This window comes from Vibrio harveyi NBRC 15634 = ATCC 14126 = KCTC 12724 (assembly GCF_001591145.1).
In the GTDB taxonomy this organism is placed as follows: domain Bacteria; phylum Pseudomonadota; class Gammaproteobacteria; order Enterobacterales; family Vibrionaceae; genus Vibrio; species Vibrio harveyi.
The window spans coordinates 44,780-69,363 of sequence record NZ_BCUF01000025.1 but is presented as its reverse complement, the minus strand read 5'-3'; the positions used below and the strand labels follow the sequence as shown (position 1 = coordinate 69,363).

The window sequence follows — 24,584 nt, the reverse complement described above, 5'->3', positions numbered from 1 at the left end:
TAAACTTTATGAGTGATTAGAGCTTTTACTTAAGGAATGGGAAGTCATATGGAGCTGTATTTCTTAGGAACGTCCTCTGGGGTTCCAACTAAATCCCGTAATGTTTCTGCGACTGCTTTGCTGGAGAGCAAGGGGAAAGGGTGGTTTCTGATTGACTGTGGAGAGGCGACTCAACACCAATTGCTACACACTCCGTTATCACTGAATTACTTGCGAGCTATCTGTATTACTCACATTCACGGTGACCATTGCTATGGTTTACCGGGCTTGCTCGCCAGTGCAGGCATGAATAACCGCAAAGATCCTCTGACGATCATTGCGCCAGAGGGGATTAAACAGTGGTTTGAAGCGACTCAGGCGTTCACCAAACTCTATCTACCATTTGAACTTCACTTCATTGAAGTCGAGCAGTTTGATTCGATTGAAATTGGTCAGTTTACGATTACCGCAACTGCACTTTCCCATCGCGTTCCTAGCTTTGCTTACTGTTTTGAAGAGTCAACCATTCGTATGTATCCAGACATCGATAAGCTTGAGCAATTGAACATACCTAGGGGACCTATCTGGGGAGAACTTGTGCGGGGTAATGATGTGGAGTACCAAGGTCAAACCTTAATGAGTAAGGCGTTTACTAAGCTTGCACATCCACCGAGAAAAGTGATTATTTGTGGTGATAACGACAAACCAGAAACGCTCGATAGTCTAATTGAAGGCGCGCACCTGTTGGTACATGAATCAACGTACTCAGAAGCGATGAAAGAGCGAGCAGGAGAAGTCGGTCACGCCTATTCCTCACAAGTCGCCAGTTATGCGCAGGCAAAACAAGTCCCGAACTTGATTCTCACTCACTTTAGTCCTCGTTATCAATTTAGCCCTAAAGCGGAAGTCTCGATCGAGCAGATTCGGCAAGAAGCTCAAACAGCTTACTCTGGTCATCTCTTTCTTGCTCACGATCTCGCGCATTATCGAATTGACAGGTCGGGTTTGGTTGAGGAGATTAAAGACGTTGAAGATAAGGACGAATAAAGGCTCTTGTCGCGAAAGCAATTTAAAATGAAATCGTCACAACAAGAGCCAACATGTTCTAGATACCGCATTCATTGCAGCTTAAGACTAATGAAATACCTGACTACTAAAGCGTAGAAAACGACTTTCTCCCATCAGTTCACGGAACGCTTCTTTATCCAACTTAATCAAGGTTTCGTGATCGCCTGCTTCCAAATACACATGCTCTAAATTGGAGAGCATTTCATCGCAAATGGTTGCCATGTGATAAGCGCTACCCACTGGAGGTATTGCACCGTTATCGCAATCGGTAAACAAACGATAGACTTCTCTTTCTTTGATTAAATGGAAAGAGGCGTTGAGCTCGTCATTCAATCGAGACAAGCTGATTTTATTATTCGCAGGCAAGACAGCCATCATATGACGACCTTGGTGATCTTCCAAAATCACGCCTTTTGCCAAGTTATTGAGAGGGATACCCGCTGCAACACCGCTTTGCAGCGAACTATTACTATGACTGTGGTTCACGGTTTGAAAGTGAATATGGTGCTCAGTCAAATAGTGGTCGAGCCGGGTTGACATGGTCATGTTAGCCTCCAGAGTGTTGAGACCCACATAAAGTATAGGTAAATCTCTATTCCCCTGACGCTTTACTTGAGCTGTTCTACGCTTACTGAAAGCCAACCACAGAGTATGGCATTGAAAAAGGGAAGCAAAATGAGCAAACCAGTAATAGCGGATAACAAACCCATCAAAGTTGAGCTTGTGCAAGGACAAGAATATTACTTTTGTCGATGCGGGCGATCGAAGAACCAACCTTATTGTGATGGCTCCCACGCCGGAACCGATTATAAACCCATGAGCTTTGTCGCTGAGAAGGATGAGGATGCGTATCTGTGTCAGTGTAAGCACACCGCAAATGCGCCTTTCTGCGATGGTACGCATAAGCAGTTCACCTCTGAGCAAGTGGGACAAGAAGGTCCGGGAATCCAAGCAGGACATAACGAAATCCCAATTGCAGTGGCGACGCAAGAAGAACCCACAGTTGAGTTTATTCACCAATTGGCAAGAGAAGGGCTATCAAAGTTAGGGCATCATGGACCGATGACGGCGATGGGAGTGCCGAGAGACCAATTGCCACATTGGGATGAACTGCAAATGATGGTCGCACAAATGGCAACCAAACCTCTGATGGAGGATGTGCCAGTCAAAACCGAATTGGTAATTGGTCCAAAAGCGAAGAAGCCGCTGGTACTAAAAATTCCATTGTTTGTCTCTGACATGAGCTTTGGCGCGTTATCAGAAGAAGCCAAAATCTCACTTGCGAAAGGTGCGGAGTTAGCCGGAACCGGAATCTGCTCCGGAGAAGGTGGCATGTTGCCAGAAGAACAAGCGGCGAACTCGCGTTATTTCTATGAACTGGCGAGTGCGCAATTTGGTTACGACGAATCTAAGTTGCTCAATGTTCAAGCCTTCCACTTTAAAGGTGGGCAGGGAGCAAAAACAGGGACTGGTGGTCATCTGCCAGCCAATAAAAATGTGGGTAAAATATCGCAAGTGCGTGGCATTCCCGAAGGGCAATCTGCGATTTCACCACCGACGTTTAAAGATCTGCATACCGCAGAAGATTTCAAAAAGTTTGCAGATCGGGTGCGTGAAGTGACGGGTGGTATCCCGATAGGCTTTAAGCTAAGTGCAAATCATATCGAAGAAGACATTCAGTTCGCACTCGATGCCAGTGCGGACTACATCATTTTGGATGGTCGTGGAGGAGGTACGGGCGCAGCGCCTGCTATGTTCCGTGATCACATCAGCGTGCCAACTATTCCTGCTCTCGCTAGAGCAAGACGCTACCTGGATGCACAAGGTGTGAGTGACCGTGTCACGTTAATTGTCACGGGCGGACTGCGTGTTCCAATGGACTTTGTAAAAGCGATGGCGCTCGGGGCAGATGGCGTTGCGATTTCTAACAGTGCGATGCAGTCGATAGGTTGTGTTGCCGCGAGAATGTGCAATACCAACAATTGTCCAGCAGGCATTGCAACGCAAAAAGCCGATTTAAGACAGCGTTTGAATGTGGATAAAGCCTCGGTTCAATTGAAGAACTTCTTTGAAGCCTCGGTTGAGCTGATGCAAGTGATGGCAAGGGCTTGTGGACACGATGATCTCAGCAAGTTTAATCAACACGACCTCGCCACTTGGAATCGCGATATGGCGTTGCTTTCTGGGGTGAAATTCGCAGGCGTAGACAAGCCTTAACGTTTCTCTTGCTCTGATTAGCGCCTGTTTTACTGTAGCTGCAATTTGTGCGATTGATAATTGAGCTCATATGGACCATAATATTAAGACCATTTGGTCTATAGGAGCTCAGTATGGCAACGGCAACATTAAAAAGCTTTAAACCGAAGCTGCCTCATAAGGCAAACTTTTGGTTTATGCTGGGCATTGAAGATGCCGAAACCGGTCGTACCGATGCGGTTCATAAAGGCTTTGAGCCAAAGGTATACCGTAATATCGTCGAGCGTGTGAAGCTTTCTCAAAGCGAATTCCAACACGTCACATTGATCCCGGTGAGCACCATCAAACGTCGACTCAAAAACGAAGAGCGCTTCAACACGCAAGAGAGTGATGCCATCTATCGTTTAGCGATGCTACTTAAGCTAGCAACAGAACTGTTTGATGATGAAGAACGCGCACTAGGTTGGATGCGAGAGAATGTTTATGGTTTGGGTGGAAAGCGCCCACTAGACATGGTTTCAACCACGGTTGATTTTGAAATCGTCAAAGATTTGATTGGACGACTAGAGCACGGGGTATTCTCGTAATATGAAGCTCTATCGACTGACTCAAAAGAAGTTCTCTGAGTCTCCATTTAGCCCAATCGGTGCCAAGCTATACGGTGGGCGATGGAACTCGAAAGGAACCGAAGCACTGTACTTTTCTCAATCCGAATCTCTCTGCTCGTTAGAAGTTTTTGTGCATGTAAACAACGATCCGGCGATCACCAAGCTTTACGATTTGTATCGTATCGAGATGCCGGAATACTTGATTGCCGCACTGGATGAAGAAGATCTGCCGGTCACTTGGCGCTCCATTCCTGCTAGTGAATCCACACAATACATTGGCGACCAGTTTCTCAACGATCCACATCCTGAGTTTGCTGCACTGCAAGTGCCTTCAACGATTTCGCCTCGTGATAACAACTACGTCGTCAATCCAAACCATCCCAAGATGAAAGAGATCCTGAAGAAAGCAGAGAAGCTTGATTTTGCTTTCGACCCGCGAATCTTCAAATAAAAAAGCTCAGAGACTAGGGTCTGTTGATTTTTTGCGGTTAAATTTTGTTCGAGATAGAATCGTTTTAGGCGCGGCAAGAAGTATGTAGCTTAGTCATTCTAAGTAAATGCTTCTTAACAAAGCATAAAACGATTCTAGCCGAACCCTTCGGGCAGCCTTTGTGCTTCATTTCTACTGCGTTATCGGCTTTTCATGTAGGCTAGCTACACTTCAAAGCCTCTGTCTTGTAGAAATTTCCCACAAAGTGCTGCAAAAATCAGCTCAAAAGATCAACAGACCCTAGATTAGCGCTGAGCTTTTCTTTCTCTCTTTTCCATTGGGTTAATGCTGAGCAGTCAGCTGTTGATTGTCACTCAACTCCTTCTGATAGCTACTCAATACAATTTCTGCGCCTTTGTAAGAGAGGTGGCTTGCATCGGTGTACATGGCATTGTTGCTGCCCACTTTCATTGCGCATTTGTCCTGTTGGCAGATGTAGTTAGTAAGATCGACAAACTTGACATGTTCAAATTGGTCAAAGTACGCTGCCAGCGTTGCTACATGATGCGGGTGTGACTGCTTCGGCGAAAAGTCACATTCATTGCCTGTGTTATCACCAAACAATTGCGCTTTCCATAAGCATTCGCCAATAGCATGCGGTGCAGAAGGTGTCGGACCAAAAACAACAATCTCTCGGTCTTCTAACTCGTTCAATAGATGGGTGAGCGACGCTTGGTAATCTTGCTTGGAAAGCTCTTTATTGAAGTTAGAAGAAATCACCACACGTCGAATTGAAGGCGTATTCTGAATGGTTTCTACTGCATCGGTGAAGAAGCTTCGACAAGATAGATTAGTGACTCCTGCAATCATGTCGACATAACCGATCGCACAAGAATCTTGCGTAAGCTGGACAACTCCCGTAGGTGTGTCATTCGAGAGCTGCTGAACAAAGACCATGCTGTGGCTGTTACCCAATACTGCGACAGTAGGCTCTGAAGATGAAGAACAAGTGTCGTTGATGGTTGTATTACCATTACATGCAATGCCGTAGCCATTGTTTACGCGCATGGCTTCGAAAAACGCACTACGGTCGGGAAAGCCTCCGTTTTTATGACCGACGACACCAAAAGCAAGCAGCGGCAGGGTGACTAACACAAGTGATGCAGCAAGTGTGCTCACGCCGATTTTCTTGCGGCTACGGAAAGGCTTTTCAACAAAGCGCCAAGTTAGATAAGAAAAAGCAATTAGAGCGACAAGATAAAAAGCTAGGCTGAACTCTTGTCCGGCAGTAAGTACGTAGCGATAAAAAACCAGCAATGGTATGTGCCACAAATAAAGGCTATAGCTGATCAACCCAACAAAAACCACTGATTTGAGGCTTAGAGCTTTACCCAGCGTGTTGTCTTTGGATGAGAACAAGATGATAAGTGCGGTGCCAATCACTGGGATTAACAGCATGAGCCCGGCGCCGTCTTTTGATTTGTCAAATAACAAAGCAGAGGCGAGAACTAGGGTTAAACCAGTCATAGCTAAGGTGTTGTTAGGTTTGATGACGGTTTTGCGCATCACTAGGGCAATCAGAGAGCCCGCCGCCAGTTCCCACGCACGAGAGAAAATCATGTAAAAGGCGAAATCAGGATCACCACTGGCGTACCAAATAGCCATCAGGCTTAGTGCAAACACCGCAATGAAGAAGGTGAGGTAAGACATGAGCTTGCCACGTGCCAGAAGCATAAGCAGAAGAGGGATGACAATGTAGTATTGTTCTTCTACACCTAAGCTCCAAGTATGAAAGAGCGGATTGGCTTGTTCTTCCAGCCCAAAATAATTGTGCCCTTTGAGGTAAAGCAAAACATTAGAAGCGGACAGAATGGAAGATACAGAAAACTCGCCCACCTCTTTGTGTGCATGTGGAAGGAACAACCACCAAGAGAGTAGGTAACATACTGCAATAACCAGCAGCAGTAAGGGCAGAATCCTACGAATACGGCGCTCGTAGAAATCAGCAAGGCTGAATTGGTTCTTATCCAAATCGTTTATCACAATTGTGGTAATTAAATAGCCACTGATCACGAAGAACACGTCTACGCCAATAAAGCCACCAGCGAACGCTTCGATGTCTGCGTGGAAGAAGATCACCAATATGACGGCAATCGCTCTTAATCCATCTATTTCTGCTCGGTAAGTCATCATCATCTCTCCCTAGTCAACAAACTCACTAACGCAAAATGCGCACCAAAAATTAGGATCATAAAATCAGTGAGTTAAAAGTTATTCTGAAGATGAGAAGAGTTTTGCAGGATGACTTCTTATATTGATTTTCATTTTGAAAATTTAAAACTCAGTGGTTTCTAGCAAAATGACGTGCTACGGATGTAAATCAAAGAACGGTTGAACGGAAGTTTTTATACTCGAAGCTAAGTGAACAAACTCAGAAACGAGGCTATGAGCCAAAACGATATTCAAGCCAAGATTGCCAGCTTTACTTGTATCGAAGAAGCTTTGAATTACTTCGATATTGGTTTTGATAGCCGCTTTATTGATAAACACAGAGTGGAATTAGTGAAGCGCTTCAATGGCTATTTGATTCTGACTAAGCCTGAAGATTGGTTTGCGGCTCGCCGTGCATTAAAGAACGCATACTGTAAGGTGCAACGCAGCTTACTGGATAAAACTACACGCTCAGCTTGTCGTGGTTGCACTTCTTGCCAACGTCGTTAGAGAAAACTCTAATGCCAAAACCATAATGTCAGACAACACCGGACGCTAAAAAGAAACCCCGCAGATGCACTCAAACGCATCTGCGGGGTTTTTGTCTATTCAACTTGCCTATTCAAATAAGTCGGCTGAACTAGGCAAGCGAAGCAATTTAGTTTGCTTGGTAAGTTGGGTAATCCAACAGACCTTTTTCGTTACCACCAAACAACGTCGCAGGATCGTGAGCCGCTAGCGGGTAATCGTTCTTGATACGGTTCGGTAGGTCAGGGTTCGCGATGAACGGACGACCAAAGCCAACCATATCTGCCAAGCCACTTTCTAGAGCTTCAGCCGCTTTGTCTGTGTTGTAGCGACCAGCATAAATGATAGTGCCTTTGTAAGCTTCACGAACGGCTGTTTTGAACTCAGCAGGCGTATCTGGTGCGTCATCCCAGTCTACTTCTGCAATGTGCATGTAAACGACGTTTAGCTTATCAAGCAGCGCCGCAGCAGCTGTGTAAGTTTCTACTGGTGTTTTATCTACAGTACCGTTTAATGACGTAAACGGAGCAAGACGAACACCAACGCGATCAGCGCCAATCGCTTGAGTCATCGCTTCAACCACTTCACTCAAGAAACGTAGACGGTTTTCAACCGAACCACCGTATTCATCTGTACGGTTGTTTGCTTCAGAATCGATGAACTGGTTTACAAGGTAGCCGTTCGCTGCGTGCAGCTCAATGCCATCAAAGCCCGCTTCAATCGCATTCAATGCCGCTTGACGGTACTCTTCGATAACCACTTTGATGTCTTCTTTCGTCATCTCACGTGGTTCTACCACGTCAACAAAACCAGGTTCATCCGTGCCGTTATCGATAAATACTTTCACGTTTTCTGCTTTTAGTGCAGAAGAAGAAATTGGTTGCTCGCCACCGATATTGTCAGGGTGAGTTACACGGCCAACGTGCCAAAGCTGAGCGAAGATCGCACCGCCTTTTGCGTGTACAGCATCAGTGACTTTTTTCCAACCTGCGATTTGTTCTTGGCTGTAAATACCCGGAGTCCAAGCGTAACCTTGACCCATAGGTGAAATCTGTGTGCCTTCTGCAACAATCAAACCCGCAGATGCGCGTTGTGCGTAGTACTCAGCCATCATGTCGTTTGCGACGTTGCCAGGCTGGCTTGCACGAGAGCGAGTCATTGGTGGCATAACGATACGGTTCTGAAGCGTTAGAGAACCAAGTTGTACAGGTTGAAACAATGTATCTTTCATGACTAACCTCGTTATTTGCTTGTTTGAATCAATTCGATTTGGTAGCCGTCAGGATCTTTGATGAATGCGATGTGAGTTTCACCGCCTTTCATTGGACCGGGTTCACGAGTGACATTGCCACCAAGTGCTTTGATTTTGTCGCATGCAGCGTAAATATCTTCACAACCTAATGCCATGTGACCGAACGCATTACCTAGGTCATAACTGTCTGTGTCCCAGTTGTAAGTCAGCTCAATCGTCGCGCTGTCTGGTTGGTCTGCGTTGCCCACAAATACGAGCGTGTAGCGGTATTCCGTGTTTTCGAAGCGATCAAGCTCGCTCATACCAAGAACTTTGGTGTAAAACTCAATGGACTTATCTAGATCAGCAACGCGGATCATAGTGTGAAGAAATTTCATATTTAACCTTCTTATCTCGGCTTGTTAGGTGTTGTTCGAACAACAACCGTGCCCCAACAAACAACGTCATTGAGATTAAGATAATGGCTAACCTTGAAAACATGAAATTATCATTGGTTATTGATTGCATAACATATTGTTATTAATGAGAGGCTTTAAGTTCACTTTGTTTGTGATGATACTGAAAAAGATGAGGTGAATAACGGATGCTTTCTTTTTGAATTTAAATTACTTAGAGTGAGTGACTATCTAATTGAAAGCACAAATCTTGGTGTAAAGAGGAGAAAGCAATGGAGAGCTTTAAAGCCTTGTTTGACATTGCTCAGCGCAAAGCTGAATACGACAAGAACAACACTTGGTATAGAGGCTCAGAAACGTATTTTGATGCGCTACACAAAGAGCTTGAAGAAGTCAGCGAAGAGATCGCTAAAGAGCGTCTGTGTTATCTAGAAGATGAACTTGGCGATGTGTTGTGGAACTACTTAAATATCCTGATGGCGTTAGAAAAAGAGCAGGGCATTGACCCTTATTCTGTTTTAAATCGAGCAGTAGAGAAATACCAAGCTCGGGTGACAGCGATTGAAAACAACGGAAGCTGGGCGGAAGTAAAAGCAGATCAAAAGGAAAAGTTACAGCAAGAATACCAAGGCAAGATGAATGAAAATTAAGCCTATACCCAAGTAACCTCAAGATGGGTGTCTATTTGATAAAAACTAGGGGTAAGGCTCGCTTACCCCTAGTTAGAAATCAAAGTGAACTAGAGCATTAAAGTAAACTAATGAGTAGGTTAGCTTCTAACGTCTCGCTTTCACTTCGCGTTTGTCACTGCAAGCAAAAGCTCAAGCTCTTCGGGTGTAAGTAAGTCCTTGTTTTTAAGAAGTTCGCTTTCGTCCAAAGAGAGTTGAGTTTGACTTATTAAGTATTTTTTTTGAGTTGGAGTCAGATCCTTAAGTGAATCTATCAACTCTTTAAAATTCGTGTTATTCATAGCCTAGCATTCCAATTAACGTATATTTTTTATAGTGTTGTTACTGATCCATGTTAGATAAGTAATCTGTTATTTGCTGGTTTATCGTCACCAGCTCTTTATTAACTATAGCTAGATCCCCGCTATCCGGTGCGATATTGTCTCTTGTGTGCTCCTCAATGTTGCTCAATGCGGTTACAGCTGACTCTTCTCCAAAGCTAGAAAGGATGCCTTTTAAGCTGTGTGATAATAAGAATAAGTCCCCCCAGTTCTGCTCTGCGTTGAGTTGGTTGATTCTTTCTAATCCATCTTCGTAGTCTTCCATGTAAGTTGAGAAAACAGCAAAGATAATGTCGGCATCGTTGTCCATGTAGATATTCAACACTTCGAAATTGATCATTATTCATCTCCACTGTGTGGCTTGTAAGTTAAAAGGTATTGGTAACTGGGTCGAATACGATCCCGAAAGATAATCTTTGAGCCAGTTAGACCAATTTGGTGGTAGTGGACGCTGAGAAAGGAATTCAATGCTCTCATCCAAAATGATGTCTGTCGCTTCAATGTTGTTATCCGATAGCCGCTTGAGGCGCATCTCGACTGAGAAAGGGTATCTTTTGCCTAACGTTTCTTCATCGGAGTTCTTTTGTTCGCTGAGTTTTAAAGCGGTTCCTGACTTCGCTGCAAGTAAGGTTAACAAGCAACGCTTGATAGCAAACTCGCCGAAAAAGTCCATCAAAGGAATAGCTTGTTTTAATAGCAGTAAAGGTGCTTTGTTCGGCGTTGCGTAGTAGTAGCTAAGTGAGTGCATTAGCTTTCTATGAGCGTACTCCGGACGTGATTCTAGTAAAAGAAGCTTACATTGCATCATCTGCTTAAAAGCGGCTAAATCAACTTGTTGGTTACGATTAAGCTGTTTCTCAGCGAGCAAACAAAATTCATTGAGCTTTAGGAGTACTTTCTTTTTGTCATTTGCATTAGTGAGCGTCTTAAAATGTTCACTAATCAAGTCAACATAAGTATTCATCGCAGTGAGCCACTGAGTATCCGTGGATGAAACATTGGATGCGTAAAGGTAACCAACGTCGTACAGTCGCTCGAACTGAGCGAGTTTTGACAGAACCCTAGATACAGTAATCAGTCTTGCACTGCTACTAGGGGTGAGCTCAAAGGCTCGGTTTGCAAGTATAGAGGCGTTATTGTGTTGCCCTAAGGTTTCATAAAGCCCGACAAGATTATCGATAGCCCTTAAGCAAAGCGGATTGTGTGTGACGTAATTTGCAAGGACTTCAACAGCTTCACGGATCTTACCTTTTTGGTGAAGTAGGAATGCTTCAGCACAAATTCGACTCGCGTGTTCTTTGTCGTTGCAAAAAGGAAGGAAGTTCTCTAGTACCTCAAACTGTTTCGCTTCAATCAAAGTATCAATTAAGAGTGATTCAACACAAACACTGGTCACGTATTTCTTATGCAGTTGCGCAACGTCATTGAGAGAAAGCACTGAAACTTTGCTAAGGTATTGTTTTACTTCAGCAAGGTGATGCTGCTCTTGTAGAGCAGTGAGCATTTTAGTTTGTAGTGCTTTTGTCTGAAGCGGTTTAGTAAGTAGATGTCTAACACGACCAGAAAGCGCAGTGAGCACGGTTTCTTGCGTAGCGTCACCAGATATCATAAGCACGGCTGTTGTGTCTGATATCAATTTCGCTCGACTCATCAGGTTAATTAGATCAAGCCCGGTCAACTTAGAAGACAGGTGATAATCCATAATGATGAACGAGTAAAAGCGAGTCTTAGTAGCACTCAACGCCTGCTGCGCATTGTTAACGCAGGTAATGTTGGATATTTTGGCTCCCAGCGAGACGAGTTGATGCTTGATCAACGTTGAAGAGGTTGAACAGTCATCAATGACTAAAATGCTGATGTTATCGACTTCGATCTTCCCTGTGGTCAAACTTCTACCTATTTATACGGATTAGCACACTCTAAAATAAAATTAGTCATCAGTTTGCATAAAGGCAAGCGCTTTTACGTTAAAATAAGGGGCGATATGCCCCTCATCAACTTTTGTAGTCATTAACTCTGTTCAGCTTCCGTTTCGACGCGTTTTAACAGCTCGTTTGCTTTCTTCATCGCTCGCCTCGCACTTTTAGACTTCCGCTTGTTTAAAAGAATGTCAGAAAACTGTAGGTACTTATCGGCGGTTTGGAATCGCAGATCATTAATATCTTGGAAACCCGGCGGGAAATTTTCAGAAAATGCATCAATATCTTTGACGAGCTTATCTAGGTTAACCGTTGTGCGAGCTTGGTTGAGTCGGTAGTGCAGTCCTTCAAACTCTTCCTGATACAACAATCGTGCAGCATCAGCAGGGAAAGGCAACGGCGTTGAGCTCTCTTTTGCGGTCTCGTAAAGTTTCATTTCCAATACCGCATCTTTCATCGTATTGCTAATCGCCAAATTTTGCTGATGTTCTTCAGACTCAGCAAAAAAGGAGTTTCCAACTTTGATGAGTGTGACTAAAGCTGCTGCATCGCGCATTTTTAGCGCTTCATTGAGGTGTTGACCAAAGACTTCGCTTGCCAACGAGCTAGGAGTGAAAGGGTACTCTTTATGTATTTCATGGAGTTCCTTTTTGAGATCGTAAATAGATTTAGCCTCGTCTTGCTGGGTGTACAAGGATTTTTCTAAGTGGCTGTTTATCTGTCTCGCAATAGAAAGCAGAGTAGAGTGTTTGCTTGATTGAATATCCAATGCCAAAACTTCGATTTTATGGGAATCTGGGTAATAGTTTTTTGCTTGCTGTAAGATGGATTCAATCTGTTTGTAGTTTGGATAAGTCGTTACATCAGAGTTAAGTACGTCATCGATCTTTGCTTCAAATTCTCCAAGGATATGCGGTTTATACAAACGTAGGAAACCAGCAGCAATCACTGGGTGTATCCCTTGTTTGTTGTCAATTAACGCTTTGGTTTGCTCCGGAAGCGTATTTAACAGTTGCTCTGCAGATTCGATGGCGTGATCTTTTTCTATGAGAGTAAGGTTGAGTTGGTTAATGGTATTTTGCTGTTGTTGATAGAACGTACCTAACAAACCCATTAAGGCAAGACTGGCGGCTATACCTGAATAAAGTGACCAACGGTTCTTATTTAACAGGTGCTTGATATCAGTAGCGCTGAGCTGAGAAGGGACGACACCAGTAGCAAAAGCTTTAGAGAAGATGCGCCACTTTGAAAATGGAAAGTGAGATGGCTTGCTTACTTTAACGCTTTTTTTAAGCGCTTCGTTGACTGGGGTTCGTCCATATGGGTGTTTGCAGCTCAGCAACTCGAAAGTAATGCAGAAAAACGCAAACAGATCGTCACTTTGTTTCGGTTCTTTGCCCGACAAGATATCAAGTGAGGCATAATTCGGTGTATAACCCAGCGTGTCAGTGTCTCGTGATTTTCGTTTTGCTGCATATTGGTCATGCTTCAGTTGGTGCGTTTTAGAGACGCCAAAGTCCAGCAACTTCACTTTACCTTCCGAAGTGAGAATGATGTTTGCGGGCTTTAAGTCTGCATGGACCACACCAAGTGAATGTGCATACGATAATGCATCTAACGTTTGGTTCAGAATTGAAAGGGTGGCGTTGTACTTTAACCCGTCCGGTCTAGAGCGTTGAATAAGTCCTTCTAATGTCTCCCCATCAACATATTCCATCACGAGGAAATAGATTTCTCCGTCTACTCCAAAATCGTAGACTCGGATGATGTTGGGGTGACTAAGCTTCTGAGTTTGTTGTGCTTCACGAATGAGCATGCGGGCGGTTTCTGGCTGAGACGCATACTCTTTTTGTAGTACCTTTAATGCGACATAGGGGACATCTGCTCCAGAAGATTCAAGAATTTTGTCTTTCGCCAAAAAGACGTCACATAAACCACCATGGCCGATCAAAGATTCAATTTCATAACGGTTTTTTACCGTCTCCCCGAGCAATGAATCAGATCGAGTTTGCTTATCATCATTATCAATATTACGCACTAATTTGTTTGCTGGTGGAATTGTGTTTAGGTTCTGAGACACTTTTGTATTTGTTTCATTATTATTTAGGGCAGAGCCTTCATTGTTTATATTGCCCTTATTGTCATTTGTATTTTCTCTTTTTTGAGTCTTTACAATTTTAGTTTTATCGCCACTGCATTCTTTATTTATAGAACTGTCTTTATTTTTGTCGTCCATCACGAGGCTCCATATAAAATGATGGTGTGAATATATAACTCATCTGCTAATGAAAAATGATTAAATGAAGATTTCTCGGTTAAGCTAACATCGGTTTTTTGACGAATGAAAAGTTAAGCGTCAAAAATTTGAACCTCGTTGTATATTTTGTTCTGCGTAATAATCCTAGATTGCTTTGCTGAGAAATTAATTCATTATTCCGTTCGTGAAATAAAATTATTATTTGATTAGGCATTATTAATCTTAGTGTTAATAAGTGGTCGCCTAACTATTAAGAACTAAATTTATATATTAAGCAGTTCCTTTGGCGAGGTTTACATGACGTTGGTTTTAACCATTACAAGTTTTCATAAGTTCACTCCAGAGATTGACACTGAGTTCGTTTTTGATGCGACAGGTGAACATGATAAGGTCAGTTTTGGGCGCTCTGAACAGTGTGATTGGACATTGCCTGACCCTGAAAGAGTCATATCAAGTAAGCATGGTGAACTGATCAAATTTGGTGAAAAGTACTTGATTAAAGACTTATCGACTAATGGTACCTTTGTAAATAATGCCGTGACGCCGGTTGGTCAAGGAAATGAATTGGCACTCAACCATGGCGATGTCGTGGCCCTCGGCGATTATCAAATTCAAGTAAGTTTAGAAGAAAGAATTATCGATAATAGCAATATAGTACACAATACTATCAATGAGTTAGCTGTTGGTGATGTAGACCGAAATTTAACTCATGATGAGTTTGGCTTGAACGCAGCGGATCTGTTAAGAGACAGTGCACCTTCTGAGTTTCAGCTTGATATTGGTCTGATGGATGACTTTTTAGAAGCACAAGAGCCGAGTGTTGAAGAAGTATCCCCTCATGCGTCTACCCCGATTAGCGCTCCGAAGCCTTTGGTAAAAAATGAAAGCAAAAACCAACAAGCCTTCGTCAGAGGTCTGGGTATCAACCCAAATATGGTTCCAGACGAAAATAGCGAACAGTGGTTCGAGCAACTAGGCCAGTCGTTTTCTTTGATGCTACTGGGCTTAATGGAAACATTACATAATCGAGCTGAGTTTAAACAAAATAATCGTTTAAACCATACCGCTTTTCGAAAGTCAGAAAATAATCCATTAAAGTTTTCCGCTAATTTAGAAGATGCTATTCATAATTTATACAACCGAAACACTGCTAGTTTTATGCGAGCAGACATAGCAATTAAAGAAGCATTTGTTGATATAGAAAACCATGAAAAAGCGTTGATGAAAGGTGTCGAAGGTACCGTTTCAAGTGTTATGTCGTTAGTTGAGCCATCAAGTATTTACTCCGATGCAATGTCAAGTGATAGTTTCTTCAATAAAATAATTCCAGCAAGAAAATATGCTCAAAGCTGGAAGAAATTTGAAGGTATTCATTATCAATTAACGGATGAAATTATAAATAAGGAATCACCTTTTTATTTGGAAGATTTTGCAAAGCATTATGAAAATGCACTGAGAAGTAAAAATTAAGGAATGATGATGAAAACAATAATGAAGACCTTACTTCTATTTATTACGGCAGTTTTAGTTGGTTGTTCAGCGGCAAACCTAGTAGTTGATCCCTATGCTGATTTAGCGCTCACCGCCAAACATAATATCAACCCAGATTCAAATGGCAGACCGTCGCCTGTTGTGATTTATGTGTTTGAATTGACATCTTCAACCGTCTTTGAAAGTCAGGATTTCTTTTCGCTGTACGAAAGCTATGACACGGTTTTAGGTCCTGATTTAGTGAACAAATATGAAATTTCTTTAACGCCTGGTCAGGAAGATATTTATCACGCAAGCATGTCACCAAAAACTCAGTATTTAGGTTTAGTCGCGGCATTCCGTGACATCGAAAACTCCAATTGGAGGCAGGTGATTAAGGTAGACCAGACAGGTTACAACACTTACCAAATTCACCTAGACGACCTTTCTATATTCGTTAAATAACCTCACTTGGCGACTAAACAATGGCAGATTACTCCCACACAGCATGGTGTGAGGGGATGTTTTTACGTCCTCAACATTTCCAGCAAAGCGAGCGTGCATTTGAGCATGAGTTTAAGGGATTGAACCGTTTTCAACAGCCTTATAATTGGGGCGTGTATCAAGTTCGTATAAACCCGAACAGTCTGAAAGAAGGCGTGGTAGAAATCGAGAAACTCGAAGCGATTCTTCCTGATATGACTCTTATTGAATTGCAGAACGTTAATGAAGTTCTTCCGCCATTACTGGTTGAAAAGGGAACTCAAAACACATTAGTTAAAGTGGTCGTTGCTTCATCGAGCCTTAAAGAAAAAACGATTGCGGATGTTAGTGAAGGTGTTGTCAGCAGATATGTGTTAAACGATCTAGACGTTATAGACGTGCAAACTGGTCAGGATGAAGAGCGCATTCAAGTGGCGTCGTTGAATGTTGCGCTTAAAGTAAGCAATGACAACTTGTCAGGTTTTGTTGAGTTACCGATTCTTAAAATTAAAGAAGTCACTGCGGAAGGCGCAATTCTTCTTGATGAAGAGTATACGCCGCCACATCTCAATGTGCTTAAAGATCAAGCAATGTTGGCTTGCCTAAAAAATGTAACGGGAATGACAAAAATCCGTGCTGATGTGGTTTCTCAACGTTTAGTGCAAGGTAAAGCGGCATCTGCTTCAGCTGTCGATTTCATCATGCTTCAAATGCTCAATCGCTACGAAACGATTCTTAGACATCTGGGGCAGTTAGAACAAGTTCACCCTTTAGATTTTGTCACGCTATTACGAGGATATGTTGGTGAGTTGTCGACTTTTTCGAGTAAAAATAAGCGCGCTCCTTTGCTTATTGATTATGAACACTCAAATCTGACCTCTACGATTTCAGAGCTTAATCAGGTGTTAAGCCAATACCTGAGTGTTGTTCTAGATCAGACGGCTAATAAACTTCCTTTGGAGGTTCGACAACTTGGTATTCGAGTGACACCGTTACCTGATAAGCGACTTCTTGAATCAAGCCAGTTTGTTTTGGCAGTAAAAGCAGATACAAGTACTGATGAGATTAGACGTTTGGTACCAGCTCAACTCAAGTTGGGACCAGCAGAACAAATTAGAGATCTTATAAATAATCAAATCAACGGTATTAACGTTGCACCACTCAATGTTGTTCCTCGACAGATCCCTTATCAAACGGGGTATGTGTATTTTGAAGTGATTAAGAAAGGACCATTCTGGGTTCGTCTCCAAGAGAGTGGCGGTATTGCTCTTCAGCTATCTGGTCAATTCCCGAATTCAGACATAGAGCTATGGAGCATTAACCAATAACAGGTTACGTCATTATGGAACAGACAATAATAAAGCCAACACCAGGTGGAAGACCAACAAACGCTAATATCTCAGTACCAAAATCTGCCGATAGTACAGTTGTGATCTCAAAGAATCCTGAAGTGGTCAACAATGACTCAGTGGTCGCATTTGGCAGCAACCCGATTTTAGCTGAAGCTAATGGCATACTTTCTATTATTGGACAGATTCGAGCAACAGCGAGTCACTCTGACGTCTTGTTTTTAAAAGAAACGTTGGCACAAAAGTTAAGAGACTACGAAAACCGACTACGTCAACAAAACATAAATCTGGAAACAATAGATACTGCTCGTTACTGCTTATGCTGCGCAATCGATGAAGCAGTTTTGAATACAAATTGGGGTAGCCAATCGACATGGAGTCACGACTCGTTGCTGACCTCTTTCTATTCTAGCAGTCAAGGTGGGGAGGCGTTTTTTCAGCATTTAGAAACATGCATGTCATTCCCTGAGACTCAGCTTGATCTCTTGGAACTCATGTATGTGTGTATGTCTTTAGGTTTCGTAGGGCAATATCGATTAGAAAAAAATGGTCTGGAAACACACCGTCGTTTGAGAAAGCAAGTTGTTAGCGTTTTAAAGTCAAACGGTCGAGGGTTACAGCAACGCTTAAGCGACAATATTGAAAGCCGTTTGTTAAATGGTTCGCAAGTGGCGGAACGTGCGCCTTTATGGGTGGTTTGCTCTGTCACATTGGCAATATTGGTCTGTATCTTTATGTTCTTCAGCTATGACCTTAACAAGGCTTCAAATCAAACCTTTGCCAGTTTAATTAATCTCATCTCACCTAATCAAACAGAGATGGCTCCTACGTCCGATTCTCAAGTAATAAAAGTTGCTGAACGCGTTTCTATGTATCTAGCAACCGAGATAAATAAAGAACTGGTGACTGTTGAGGCTCTATCCGACAGAGTTCGGATTTCTCTCAAAGCTCAAGACTTGTTTGAGTCAGGTAGTGCGGAAGTCGTTGAATATATCCAACCTGTTATATCTAAGTTGTCTCGCACTTTAGAAACAACCGAAGGGAAGATTTTGGTCACTGGACATACTGACGATAACCCTATTTTTACCAGTAAATATCCGTCCAATTGGCATCTTTCCCTTGCTCGTGCAACGGCGATGTCTGAACAGTTGATTGCGAACAGTGCACTGGAAGGAAGAGTCCTTCCTGAAGGGCTTGGTGATGCAAGACCCCTTGCTGAAAACTCTACTGATGAAAATCGTGCGCTTAACCGCCGAATCGAAATTGACCTTATGGTTGCAAACTAAGGAAAGTGAGATAAATGAGTATCCGAGAAGTAGGCAGAATATTTACTCAACGTTGGTTTATCGGTTTAGTCGGTGTTGCTGCGTGCTCAATTTTTATTTGGGTCGTAGGTCCCCTCATCACTGTTGCGGGATATGAGCCCTTAAAAACTGACTTTCAGCGTTTGGTTAGCATCCTGGTATTAGTTTTCGTTTGGGGTGTGTTCAATCTTACAAAGCAACATAAGCAAAAAGTAAAAGAAGACGAAACAATTCAAAGCCTGTTAGAGGTGGATTCGCAATCTGATAAAGAAGCTGCCTCAGAAATTAATGTGCTGCAAGACAGAATAGAGCAGGCAATCAAAGTGGTTACCAAAACACATAAAGGTAAACGTAGCTTATACGAATTACCTTGGTATGTACTGATTGGTCCTCCTGGTACAGGTAAAACGACAGTTCTTAAGCAATCTGGGTTGGAGTTTCCGTTAGCGGATTCATTAGGTTCGGACTCTGTTGCAGGTGTTGGGGGAACACGCCATTGTGATTGGTGGTTTGCAAACAAAGCGGTTCTTGTTGATACCGCTGGTCGTTATACGACACAAGATAGCCAAGAAAAAGTTGATGCTAAGGCATGGCATGGATTTCTTGGGCTGTTAAAAAAATATCGAACACAGAGACCAATTAACGGCGCAATTGTGACAATCAGCTTAGCTAGCATTATGTCGCAAACACGCACGGAAAGGAGCCTGCATGCAAGGGCGATAAAGTCTCGTTTACAGGAACTAAAAAACCAACTGGGTATGCAGTTTCCAATTTACGTTCTTCTTACAAAAATGGATCTGGTGGCGGGGTTTAATGAGTTTTTCGCGGATCTGAGCAAAGAAGAGCGTGAAGAGCTATTCGGTTTTATGTTCCCAAAAGATTGCGAAGATGAGCGCGGTGTCGTTTCTCTTTTCAATAAAGAGTTTCATCATCTACTTGAGCGATTGGACGCCCGAATGCTGCGCATTCTGGAAACAGAGGATGATCTTGATAAGCGCGCGATGATCTTTGAATTTCCAAAGCAACTTCGAGTGCTTCAAGCAAACCTAGATGAATTCCTTACAGAAATATTTGCTCAGAACAGCTTTGAAGAGCCCACCCTTATTCGAGGCGTGTTTATGGTTAGCTCGGTTCAAGACGGTATCCCTGTTAGCCGGCTAATGAACGAATCGAGCAGCGGGCTAGGGCTAGGGAAGTTAGGTTTATCTGCTCAGCACCACGGATCTCACAGCTATTTCGTTAGAAGCTTGTTTGATCAAGTCATCTTCAAAGAGCAACTGCTTGGGACAGTCAATCGTCATTATCAAAAGCAATCCAGTTGGCTCCATCGAGGCGTTTACATCGGCTGTGCGGTCGCGTTATGCGGAGCGATTGGAACGTGGTTTATGAGTTATCAATGGAACTCGACACTTATCACCCAAACCAACAAAGAGACGGATCATATAAAAGCAATGATCGGTGCAGATAGTTTAGATTTTGAATCAGACATTATCAGCGCGATAGAAACACTCGACCGAATCATGACTTTACCTTTGGGAAAGCAAAGCGACTACGGAAATTCGGATTCAATAAAGAAGTTTGGTTTGTATCAGGGCGACAAAGTCTCTCAAGCGGCAAATAACGCCTACACGTCTGCTCTAACCAAACACTTCGCTCCTCTGGTGCTTGATAGCCTGATTTCAGAGATGGAAGGAAACCAAGAGCATCGTCAGTATCTATACGAAACGCTTAAAACTTACCTAATGTTGTTTAACCCAGAAAAGTATCAACAAGAAGAAGTATTAGCGTGGTTTGGCTTTTATTTTGAAAGACATTATCCAGGCGCTCTTAATGAATCACTAAGAGACCGTCTAATGACGCACACTAATAACCTTCTGGAAAGCAACGAAAGAGGCTTCTCATTTAATGACTCAGCTGTAGAGAGTGCTCGAGAAGTGTTAACTCAAATGTCTTTGCCTGAGCGTGCTTACCAACGCATGAAGTTACAATTTTCAAAAAGTCATGTGCCGTCATTCAGATTAACAGACGTTCTGGGACCAAAAGGGTTAGAACAATTTGAGCGAATGAGCGGTAAACCACTGTCTCAAGGGATCTCCGGTTTTTACACGTATAACGGGTTTCACAGCATTTTCCAAATTCAAATTAACCGCACTGTGAAAGGGTTAATGGAAGAGAACTGGGTATATGGAGACGATTTAAAAGCGCATGAAATTGACCAAGCAAGTGCAATCCAGGGTGTACAAGCACGTTACTACCAAGATTATGTGAATGAGTGGAAAAACTTAATTGAAGACATTCAGCTTAAGCAAGCGCCAACCCTTGATCTAGCCTCTACTCAAGCAAGAGTGTTGTCGGGGGTTGAGAGACCAATTGAATCATTATTGCGTGCGATTCAAAAAGAGGTTGGTTTGACCAAAGTTGTCTTGTCAGAGAACCAAAAAGCGGCGTCAGAGGTGGCAGGGAAGGTTGCTAAAGTGAAGTTTTCCAATACCGCTGACAAGTTAGATATGTATTTACCTGAAGAGAATAGCTTTAATGTTTCCTTGCCAGGTAAAGAAGTCGAATCCCACTTTACTGAAATCTTACGTTTGGATGAACAAGATTTTGAAGATATTCAGACAGCAATGGTCAATTTGCGCTCTTACCTGTCTGATTTATCAAGTTCGGGTAACAATCAAAAAATTGCATACAAGAGCATTCTCGATGGAACAGTTACCCAAGATGTTGCTGCGTCGTTTGAACGTGCAAGGGAGTTGTTACCAAAGCCATTTAATCAATGGTTAGGAGAACTGTCTCAAGAGTCAGTTAAGTTTGCAGAGAATGGGTCTAAAGATCACTTGAATCAATTATGGTTAACAAAGGTGGTTAAACCATATCGAAGCTCAATTGCTGGTCGCTATCCATTTGTTCCTAATGCCTCGAAGGAAGTTCGCCTCAAAGATTTTAAGCGGTTTTTCGGTTACGGCGGAACCATGGATGCCTTCTTTAAGGAGTATTTAGAACCATTTGTAGACACTTCAACTCGACGTTGGAAGCTTGAAAAAGAGATTGGTGTTCGTCCAGAAACACTCGCAGTATTCCAGAAAGCCAAACGGATAAGACAAACTTTCTTTGAGCCGGACAATTCTTTGCGCGTCGAATTTGGAATGAAACCTGTTTATTTAGATCAGCATATTACTCGTTTTGTACTGGAGCTGGGTGGGCAAGATTTAGTCTATAAGCACGGTCCTGCTCGCGCGAAGTCATTAAGCTGGCCCGCAGGGCAAGACCAAACTCGAATCGTCTTTACTCCACCAGAATCAAAACGCGAGATTGCACATACCTACGAAGGTGAGTGGGGTATTTTCAAATTACTTGATCAATCGCTAAAAGCGCGTCCAGAGTCGCGAAATGACAATATCGTTATGATCGATTTGAAAGGAAACAAAGTTCAACTGGAACTCATCCCTTCAAGTGCGATCAACCCGTTTTGGTCTAACGAGATGGAGAGTTTTCGATGTCCTCAAACGCTATAACACCCTGTTGGGGCTACATTGGAAAAATGCCTGCGAAAGGGGATTTTGTTAAAAATGGGCTTTCTCAAGAGTTTACTGAACGATGGCATGATTGGCAGCAAGCAATAATAGCTGTTAGTCGAGAACAATTGGGCGAAGGATGGCATCAATACTTTCTCACGGCTCCAATTTGGCACTTTGCACTGGATATCTCCTACATGGAAGACGCAACTTACATTGGGAGTGTCATACCGAGTGTTGACTCTGCGGGACGCTACTTCTTTTTCACTGTTGTGAGACCAGTCGAAGGGAGTGCTGTGGATTATTGGGAACAGAGTCAGTGGACTCAAAATAGTCAAGATCTTGCCGTCGCTGTACTCAATGACGACTTTGTATTTGATGCATGGGCTCGAAGACTCACTGACTCGGATAAGACAGTTTTAGATGATGTTCCTACGGCAGAAGTACCGTTAGTACATTACAAAAGCAAACTTTCAACCATTTATGAGAACACCCCACAGTTATCTGCGAATGGTCTTTTAAATCAGATATTAGGTAAGGAATACAAAAAACCTTGTTTTTGGTGGACTGAAGGGTCGGCAACTATATCGCCCTGTATGCTGATTACGTCGGGACTGCCTTCAATAGGTCAATATGCGGCAATGTTAGATGGAAACTGGCAAGAGTGGAACTGGTAGGTATCAGCGAATGAATTGGAATTACTTTACTTTTTCGAGGACTCATCCAGGAAAGGTCCGTCCATATAACGAAGATGCATTACTTGATATGTCCGAACTTGGTTTGTGGGTCGTAGCAGATGGTATGGGTGGTCATTGTGCAGGAGACATCGCCAGTCAGATGTTGGTCGATAAGATTGCCCGCTATGCAAAAGACAATAAGACAACCCACATTGATGAGTTGAGAGGTGTTATTCAGCAAGCAAACAAAGAGATCTTTGATTACGCAAAAGAGCATTTAGAAGGTAAAACGATGGGGACAACACTTGTACTGTTATTTATGCAGGACGGGTATTTTCATTGTTTGTGGGTTGGGGATAGCCGTATATACCAACTGAGAGAAGGGAGCTTCACGCAAAAAACAAGAGATCACAGCCAAGTTATGGATCTGGTCGAACAAGGGTTATTAGCGATTGAGGATGCAGAATCACACCCATTAGCTAACGTCATAACTCGTGCGATAGGTGTCGATGAAATAGTAACGATAGACCAAATATCCGGTCAGCTCTCGAACGGTGATCAATTTCTGTTGTGTAGCGACGGGCTCTCTAAAGAACTGACCAATGACGAGATACACAACACGCTCTATGCTGATTCAGTCAATCAAGCAGGGTTAGCCTTGATGCACTCTGCGTTAGTTCGAGGTGCTAGTGACAACGTCACATGCGCGTTGGTCAAAGTATGCTGTGATCAAAATGAAATAGCTGAAAATCAGCAAGATGACGCGACCATTCCTGTTTTCTTGAGGAGTAAAGTGCGTGGATGACCTAATCAAAGCGTTCGAGTGGTTAGAACCAGTACTACAACCTGTCTCTGCTGATCAACCAACGGGCGTGGACCCTCGTGAGGACGTATCTCCTCAATCTGCTTATTACAGATTAAAAGACCACAGGATGGCTGCGCGCAATACAGAGCGTAACGCCATTATTGAAGAAGAAAGCATACTCAGCCACACCAACCTTTGGCGTGTTTTCATTGATGAAGTTCCAGAAGTTCTGACTTCTCAGTCAAAGGATTTGGAGCTTGTCGCTTGGCTGATTGAGGCGCTGACACGTATTTATGGCTTTCGCGGAATGGGGATCGGATACGAGATAGCATCACACTTTATTGATCATTTCTGGGAACAGCTGCATCCCATGCCTGATGAAGACGGAATCGAGACTCGTATTTCTGCAATCATTGGATTAAACGGTATCGAAAGTGAAGGTACCTTAATTTTTCCACTGGCTTCGATTCCGCTTACGGATATGGGGGTAGAGCAAGCTTACGCATTTTGGGAATACCAACAAGCCATCGAATTAGAGCGACTTGATGAAGATAAACGACGTTACAAAGTCGAGCAAGGTGCTGTGGAACTGTCGAAAATCAGCGATACCGTTAAATCCACCTCTGATGAGTTTTACAGGACTTTGATCACTGATCTTGAGTTCGGCATAAGGGCATTTAACCAATTTAGTCAAAAGCTTGATGATGCTGTTGGAGACGTTACCCCAAGTTCTTACATCTCAAAAAAGCTTGATTCAATACACTCGGCATTAAAGCATTTGCTTGGTGACCGCTTTCAGGCACCGAAAGAGGTGATTGAAGAGGCTGATATGGAATCTAACGAGCCGACTACGGTCACAAGCCAGTCAGCTAACAACAGCGAATTGCTAATAACAAATATGCAATCACGCGAACAAGCGATTGAACAGTTACAAAAGGTGGCAGACTTCTTTAGAGAAAGTGAGCCTCATTCACCAGTTTCTTACTCCATCGAACAGATTATTCGTTGGTGTGGAATGCCTCTGCCGGAATTACTGGCGGAATTGATCTCCGACGGAGATGCAAAGAGAAGCTATTTCCGTTTAGTTGGCATAGCAGAACAAAATGAAAATTAAGGAAGGGAGAACGGT

22 protein-coding genes are annotated in these 24,584 nt (G+C 43.0%); 14 read left to right on the top strand and 8 right to left on the bottom strand.

Annotated elements, in window-relative coordinates; all coding sequences use genetic code 11:
- Window positions 1-48: 48 nt before the first annotated feature.
- The gene (locus VHA02S_RS14250) at window positions 49-1,026 is read left to right on the top strand and encodes a ribonuclease Z (protein ID WP_038899477.1); all 978 of its coding nucleotides are present in this window, start codon (window positions 49-51) and stop codon (window positions 1,024-1,026) included.
- 87 nt (window positions 1,027-1,113) lie between these two features.
- Here VHA02S_RS14250 and VHA02S_RS14245 read toward each other — a convergent pair whose 3' ends face one another.
- A complete protein-coding gene (locus VHA02S_RS14245; RefSeq protein ID WP_038899478.1) occupies window positions 1,114-1,593 on the bottom strand; it encodes an aminoacyl-tRNA deacylase in 480 nt (159 codons plus the stop codon).
- 129 nt (window positions 1,594-1,722) lie between these two features.
- Between VHA02S_RS14245 and VHA02S_RS14240 the strand changes: the two genes are divergently transcribed.
- The 3 genes from VHA02S_RS14240 (at window position 1,723) to VHA02S_RS14230 (ending at window position 4,302) form a co-directional block, all read left to right on the top strand.
- The gene (locus tag VHA02S_RS14240) at window positions 1,723-3,264 is read left to right on the top strand and encodes a glutamate synthase-related protein (protein WP_038899479.1); all 1,542 of its coding nucleotides are present in this window, start codon (window positions 1,723-1,725) and stop codon (window positions 3,262-3,264) included.
- A gap of 113 nt (window positions 3,265-3,377) precedes the next feature.
- Window positions 3,378-3,830 carry an Xre family toxin-antitoxin system antitoxin gene (locus tag VHA02S_RS14235; protein ID WP_005426938.1) on the top strand — a complete coding sequence of 151 codons (453 nt, stop codon included), beginning with the start codon at window positions 3,378-3,380 and terminating at the stop codon, window positions 3,828-3,830.
- A 1-nt stretch (window position 3,831) separates the two neighbouring features.
- The gene (locus VHA02S_RS14230) at window positions 3,832-4,302 is read left to right on the top strand and encodes an RES family NAD+ phosphorylase (protein WP_038899480.1); all 471 of its coding nucleotides are present in this window, start codon (window positions 3,832-3,834) and stop codon (window positions 4,300-4,302) included.
- 321 nt (window positions 4,303-4,623) lie between these two features.
- Here the strand turns inward: VHA02S_RS14230 and VHA02S_RS14225 are convergent, their stop codons facing one another.
- On the bottom strand, window positions 4,624-6,471 hold the full coding sequence (locus tag VHA02S_RS14225; protein ID WP_038899483.1) for an acyltransferase family protein: 1,848 nt from the start codon (window positions 6,469-6,471) through the stop codon (window positions 4,624-4,626).
- Between the two features lie 255 nt (window positions 6,472-6,726).
- Here VHA02S_RS14225 and nifW point away from each other — a divergent pair, with 255 nt between their 5' ends.
- Complete coding sequence (nifW, locus tag VHA02S_RS14220) at window positions 6,727-7,002, top strand: nitrogenase-stabilizing/protective NifW family protein (protein ID WP_038899481.1); 276 nt, start codon at window positions 6,727-6,729, stop codon at window positions 7,000-7,002.
- A gap of 148 nt (window positions 7,003-7,150) precedes the next feature.
- Here nifW and VHA02S_RS14215 read toward each other — a convergent pair whose 3' ends face one another.
- Together VHA02S_RS14215 and gloA are read right to left on the bottom strand one after the other, a co-directional pair.
- Window positions 7,151-8,251, bottom strand: a complete 1,101-nt coding sequence (locus VHA02S_RS14215; protein ID WP_038899482.1) for an alkene reductase — start codon at window positions 8,249-8,251, stop codon at window positions 7,151-7,153.
- 11 nt (window positions 8,252-8,262) lie between these two features.
- Complete coding sequence (gene gloA, locus VHA02S_RS14210; protein WP_009701492.1) at window positions 8,263-8,649, bottom strand: lactoylglutathione lyase; 387 nt, start codon at window positions 8,647-8,649, stop codon at window positions 8,263-8,265.
- Window positions 8,650-8,939: 290 nt separating this feature from the next.
- Here gloA and VHA02S_RS14205 point away from each other — a divergent pair, with 290 nt between their 5' ends.
- Window positions 8,940-9,317, top strand: coding sequence for a MazG nucleotide pyrophosphohydrolase domain-containing protein (locus VHA02S_RS14205; RefSeq protein WP_005447060.1), 378 nt, complete (start codon window positions 8,940-8,942; stop codon window positions 9,315-9,317).
- A gap of 140 nt (window positions 9,318-9,457) precedes the next feature.
- Here VHA02S_RS14205 and VHA02S_RS26355 read toward each other — a convergent pair whose 3' ends face one another.
- The 4 genes from VHA02S_RS26355 to VHA02S_RS14185 form a co-directional block, all read right to left on the bottom strand.
- Window positions 9,458-9,637 carry a hypothetical protein gene (locus VHA02S_RS26355; RefSeq protein WP_005447058.1) on the bottom strand — a complete coding sequence of 60 codons (180 nt, stop codon included), beginning with the start codon at window positions 9,635-9,637 and terminating at the stop codon, window positions 9,458-9,460.
- Between the two features lie 40 nt (window positions 9,638-9,677).
- The gene (locus VHA02S_RS14195; RefSeq protein ID WP_053051936.1) at window positions 9,678-10,016 is read right to left on the bottom strand and encodes an Hpt domain-containing protein; all 339 of its coding nucleotides are present in this window, start codon (window positions 10,014-10,016) and stop codon (window positions 9,678-9,680) included.
- A gap of 3 nt (window positions 10,017-10,019) precedes the next feature.
- On the bottom strand, window positions 10,020-11,564 hold the full coding sequence (locus tag VHA02S_RS14190) for a response regulator (protein ID WP_038899497.1): 1,545 nt from the start codon (window positions 11,562-11,564) through the stop codon (window positions 10,020-10,022).
- A gap of 122 nt (window positions 11,565-11,686) precedes the next feature.
- Entirely contained in the window at window positions 11,687-13,831 is a 2,145-nt protein-coding gene (locus tag VHA02S_RS14185) for a serine/threonine-protein kinase (RefSeq protein WP_038899498.1), read from the bottom strand.
- A gap of 318 nt (window positions 13,832-14,149) precedes the next feature.
- On the opposite strand from VHA02S_RS14185, the gene tagH reads away from it, so the two are divergent.
- The 8 genes from tagH to tssA are packed head-to-tail and all read left to right on the top strand — an operon-like array spanning window position 14,150 to window position 24,569.
- The gene (tagH, locus tag VHA02S_RS14180; protein ID WP_038899499.1) at window positions 14,150-15,322 is read left to right on the top strand and encodes a type VI secretion system-associated FHA domain protein TagH; all 1,173 of its coding nucleotides are present in this window, start codon (window positions 14,150-14,152) and stop codon (window positions 15,320-15,322) included.
- Window positions 15,323-15,331: 9 nt separating this feature from the next.
- Window positions 15,332-15,787, top strand: coding sequence for a type VI secretion system lipoprotein TssJ (gene tssJ / locus VHA02S_RS14175; protein ID WP_009699029.1), 456 nt, complete (start codon window positions 15,332-15,334; stop codon window positions 15,785-15,787).
- Window positions 15,788-15,807: 20 nt separating this feature from the next.
- Window positions 15,808-17,133 carry a type VI secretion system baseplate subunit TssK gene (gene tssK, locus VHA02S_RS14170; protein WP_080640413.1) on the top strand — a complete coding sequence of 442 codons (1,326 nt, stop codon included), beginning with the start codon at window positions 15,808-15,810 and terminating at the stop codon, window positions 17,131-17,133.
- Window positions 17,134-17,147: 14 nt separating this feature from the next.
- Window positions 17,148-18,440, top strand: a complete 1,293-nt coding sequence (gene tssL / locus VHA02S_RS14165; protein WP_017190835.1) for a type VI secretion system protein TssL, long form — start codon at window positions 17,148-17,150, stop codon at window positions 18,438-18,440.
- A gap of 14 nt (window positions 18,441-18,454) precedes the next feature.
- Complete coding sequence (gene tssM, locus VHA02S_RS14160) at window positions 18,455-21,973, top strand: type VI secretion system membrane subunit TssM (RefSeq protein ID WP_009699032.1); 3,519 nt, start codon at window positions 18,455-18,457, stop codon at window positions 21,971-21,973.
- Window positions 21,955-22,650 carry a type VI secretion system-associated protein TagF gene (gene tagF, locus VHA02S_RS14155; RefSeq protein WP_017190833.1) on the top strand — a complete coding sequence of 232 codons (696 nt, stop codon included), beginning with the start codon at window positions 21,955-21,957 and terminating at the stop codon, window positions 22,648-22,650. The genes tssM and tagF overlap by 19 nt, the downstream gene beginning before the upstream one ends.
- A gap of 10 nt (window positions 22,651-22,660) precedes the next feature.
- Entirely contained in the window at window positions 22,661-23,455 is a 795-nt protein-coding gene (locus VHA02S_RS14150) for a PP2C family protein-serine/threonine phosphatase (protein ID WP_017818775.1), read from the top strand.
- A complete protein-coding gene (gene tssA / locus VHA02S_RS14145; protein WP_005447042.1) occupies window positions 23,448-24,569 on the top strand; it encodes a type VI secretion system protein TssA in 1,122 nt (373 codons plus the stop codon). The genes VHA02S_RS14150 and tssA overlap by 8 nt, the downstream gene beginning before the upstream one ends.
- The last annotated feature ends 15 nt before the right edge of the window (window positions 24,570-24,584 follow it).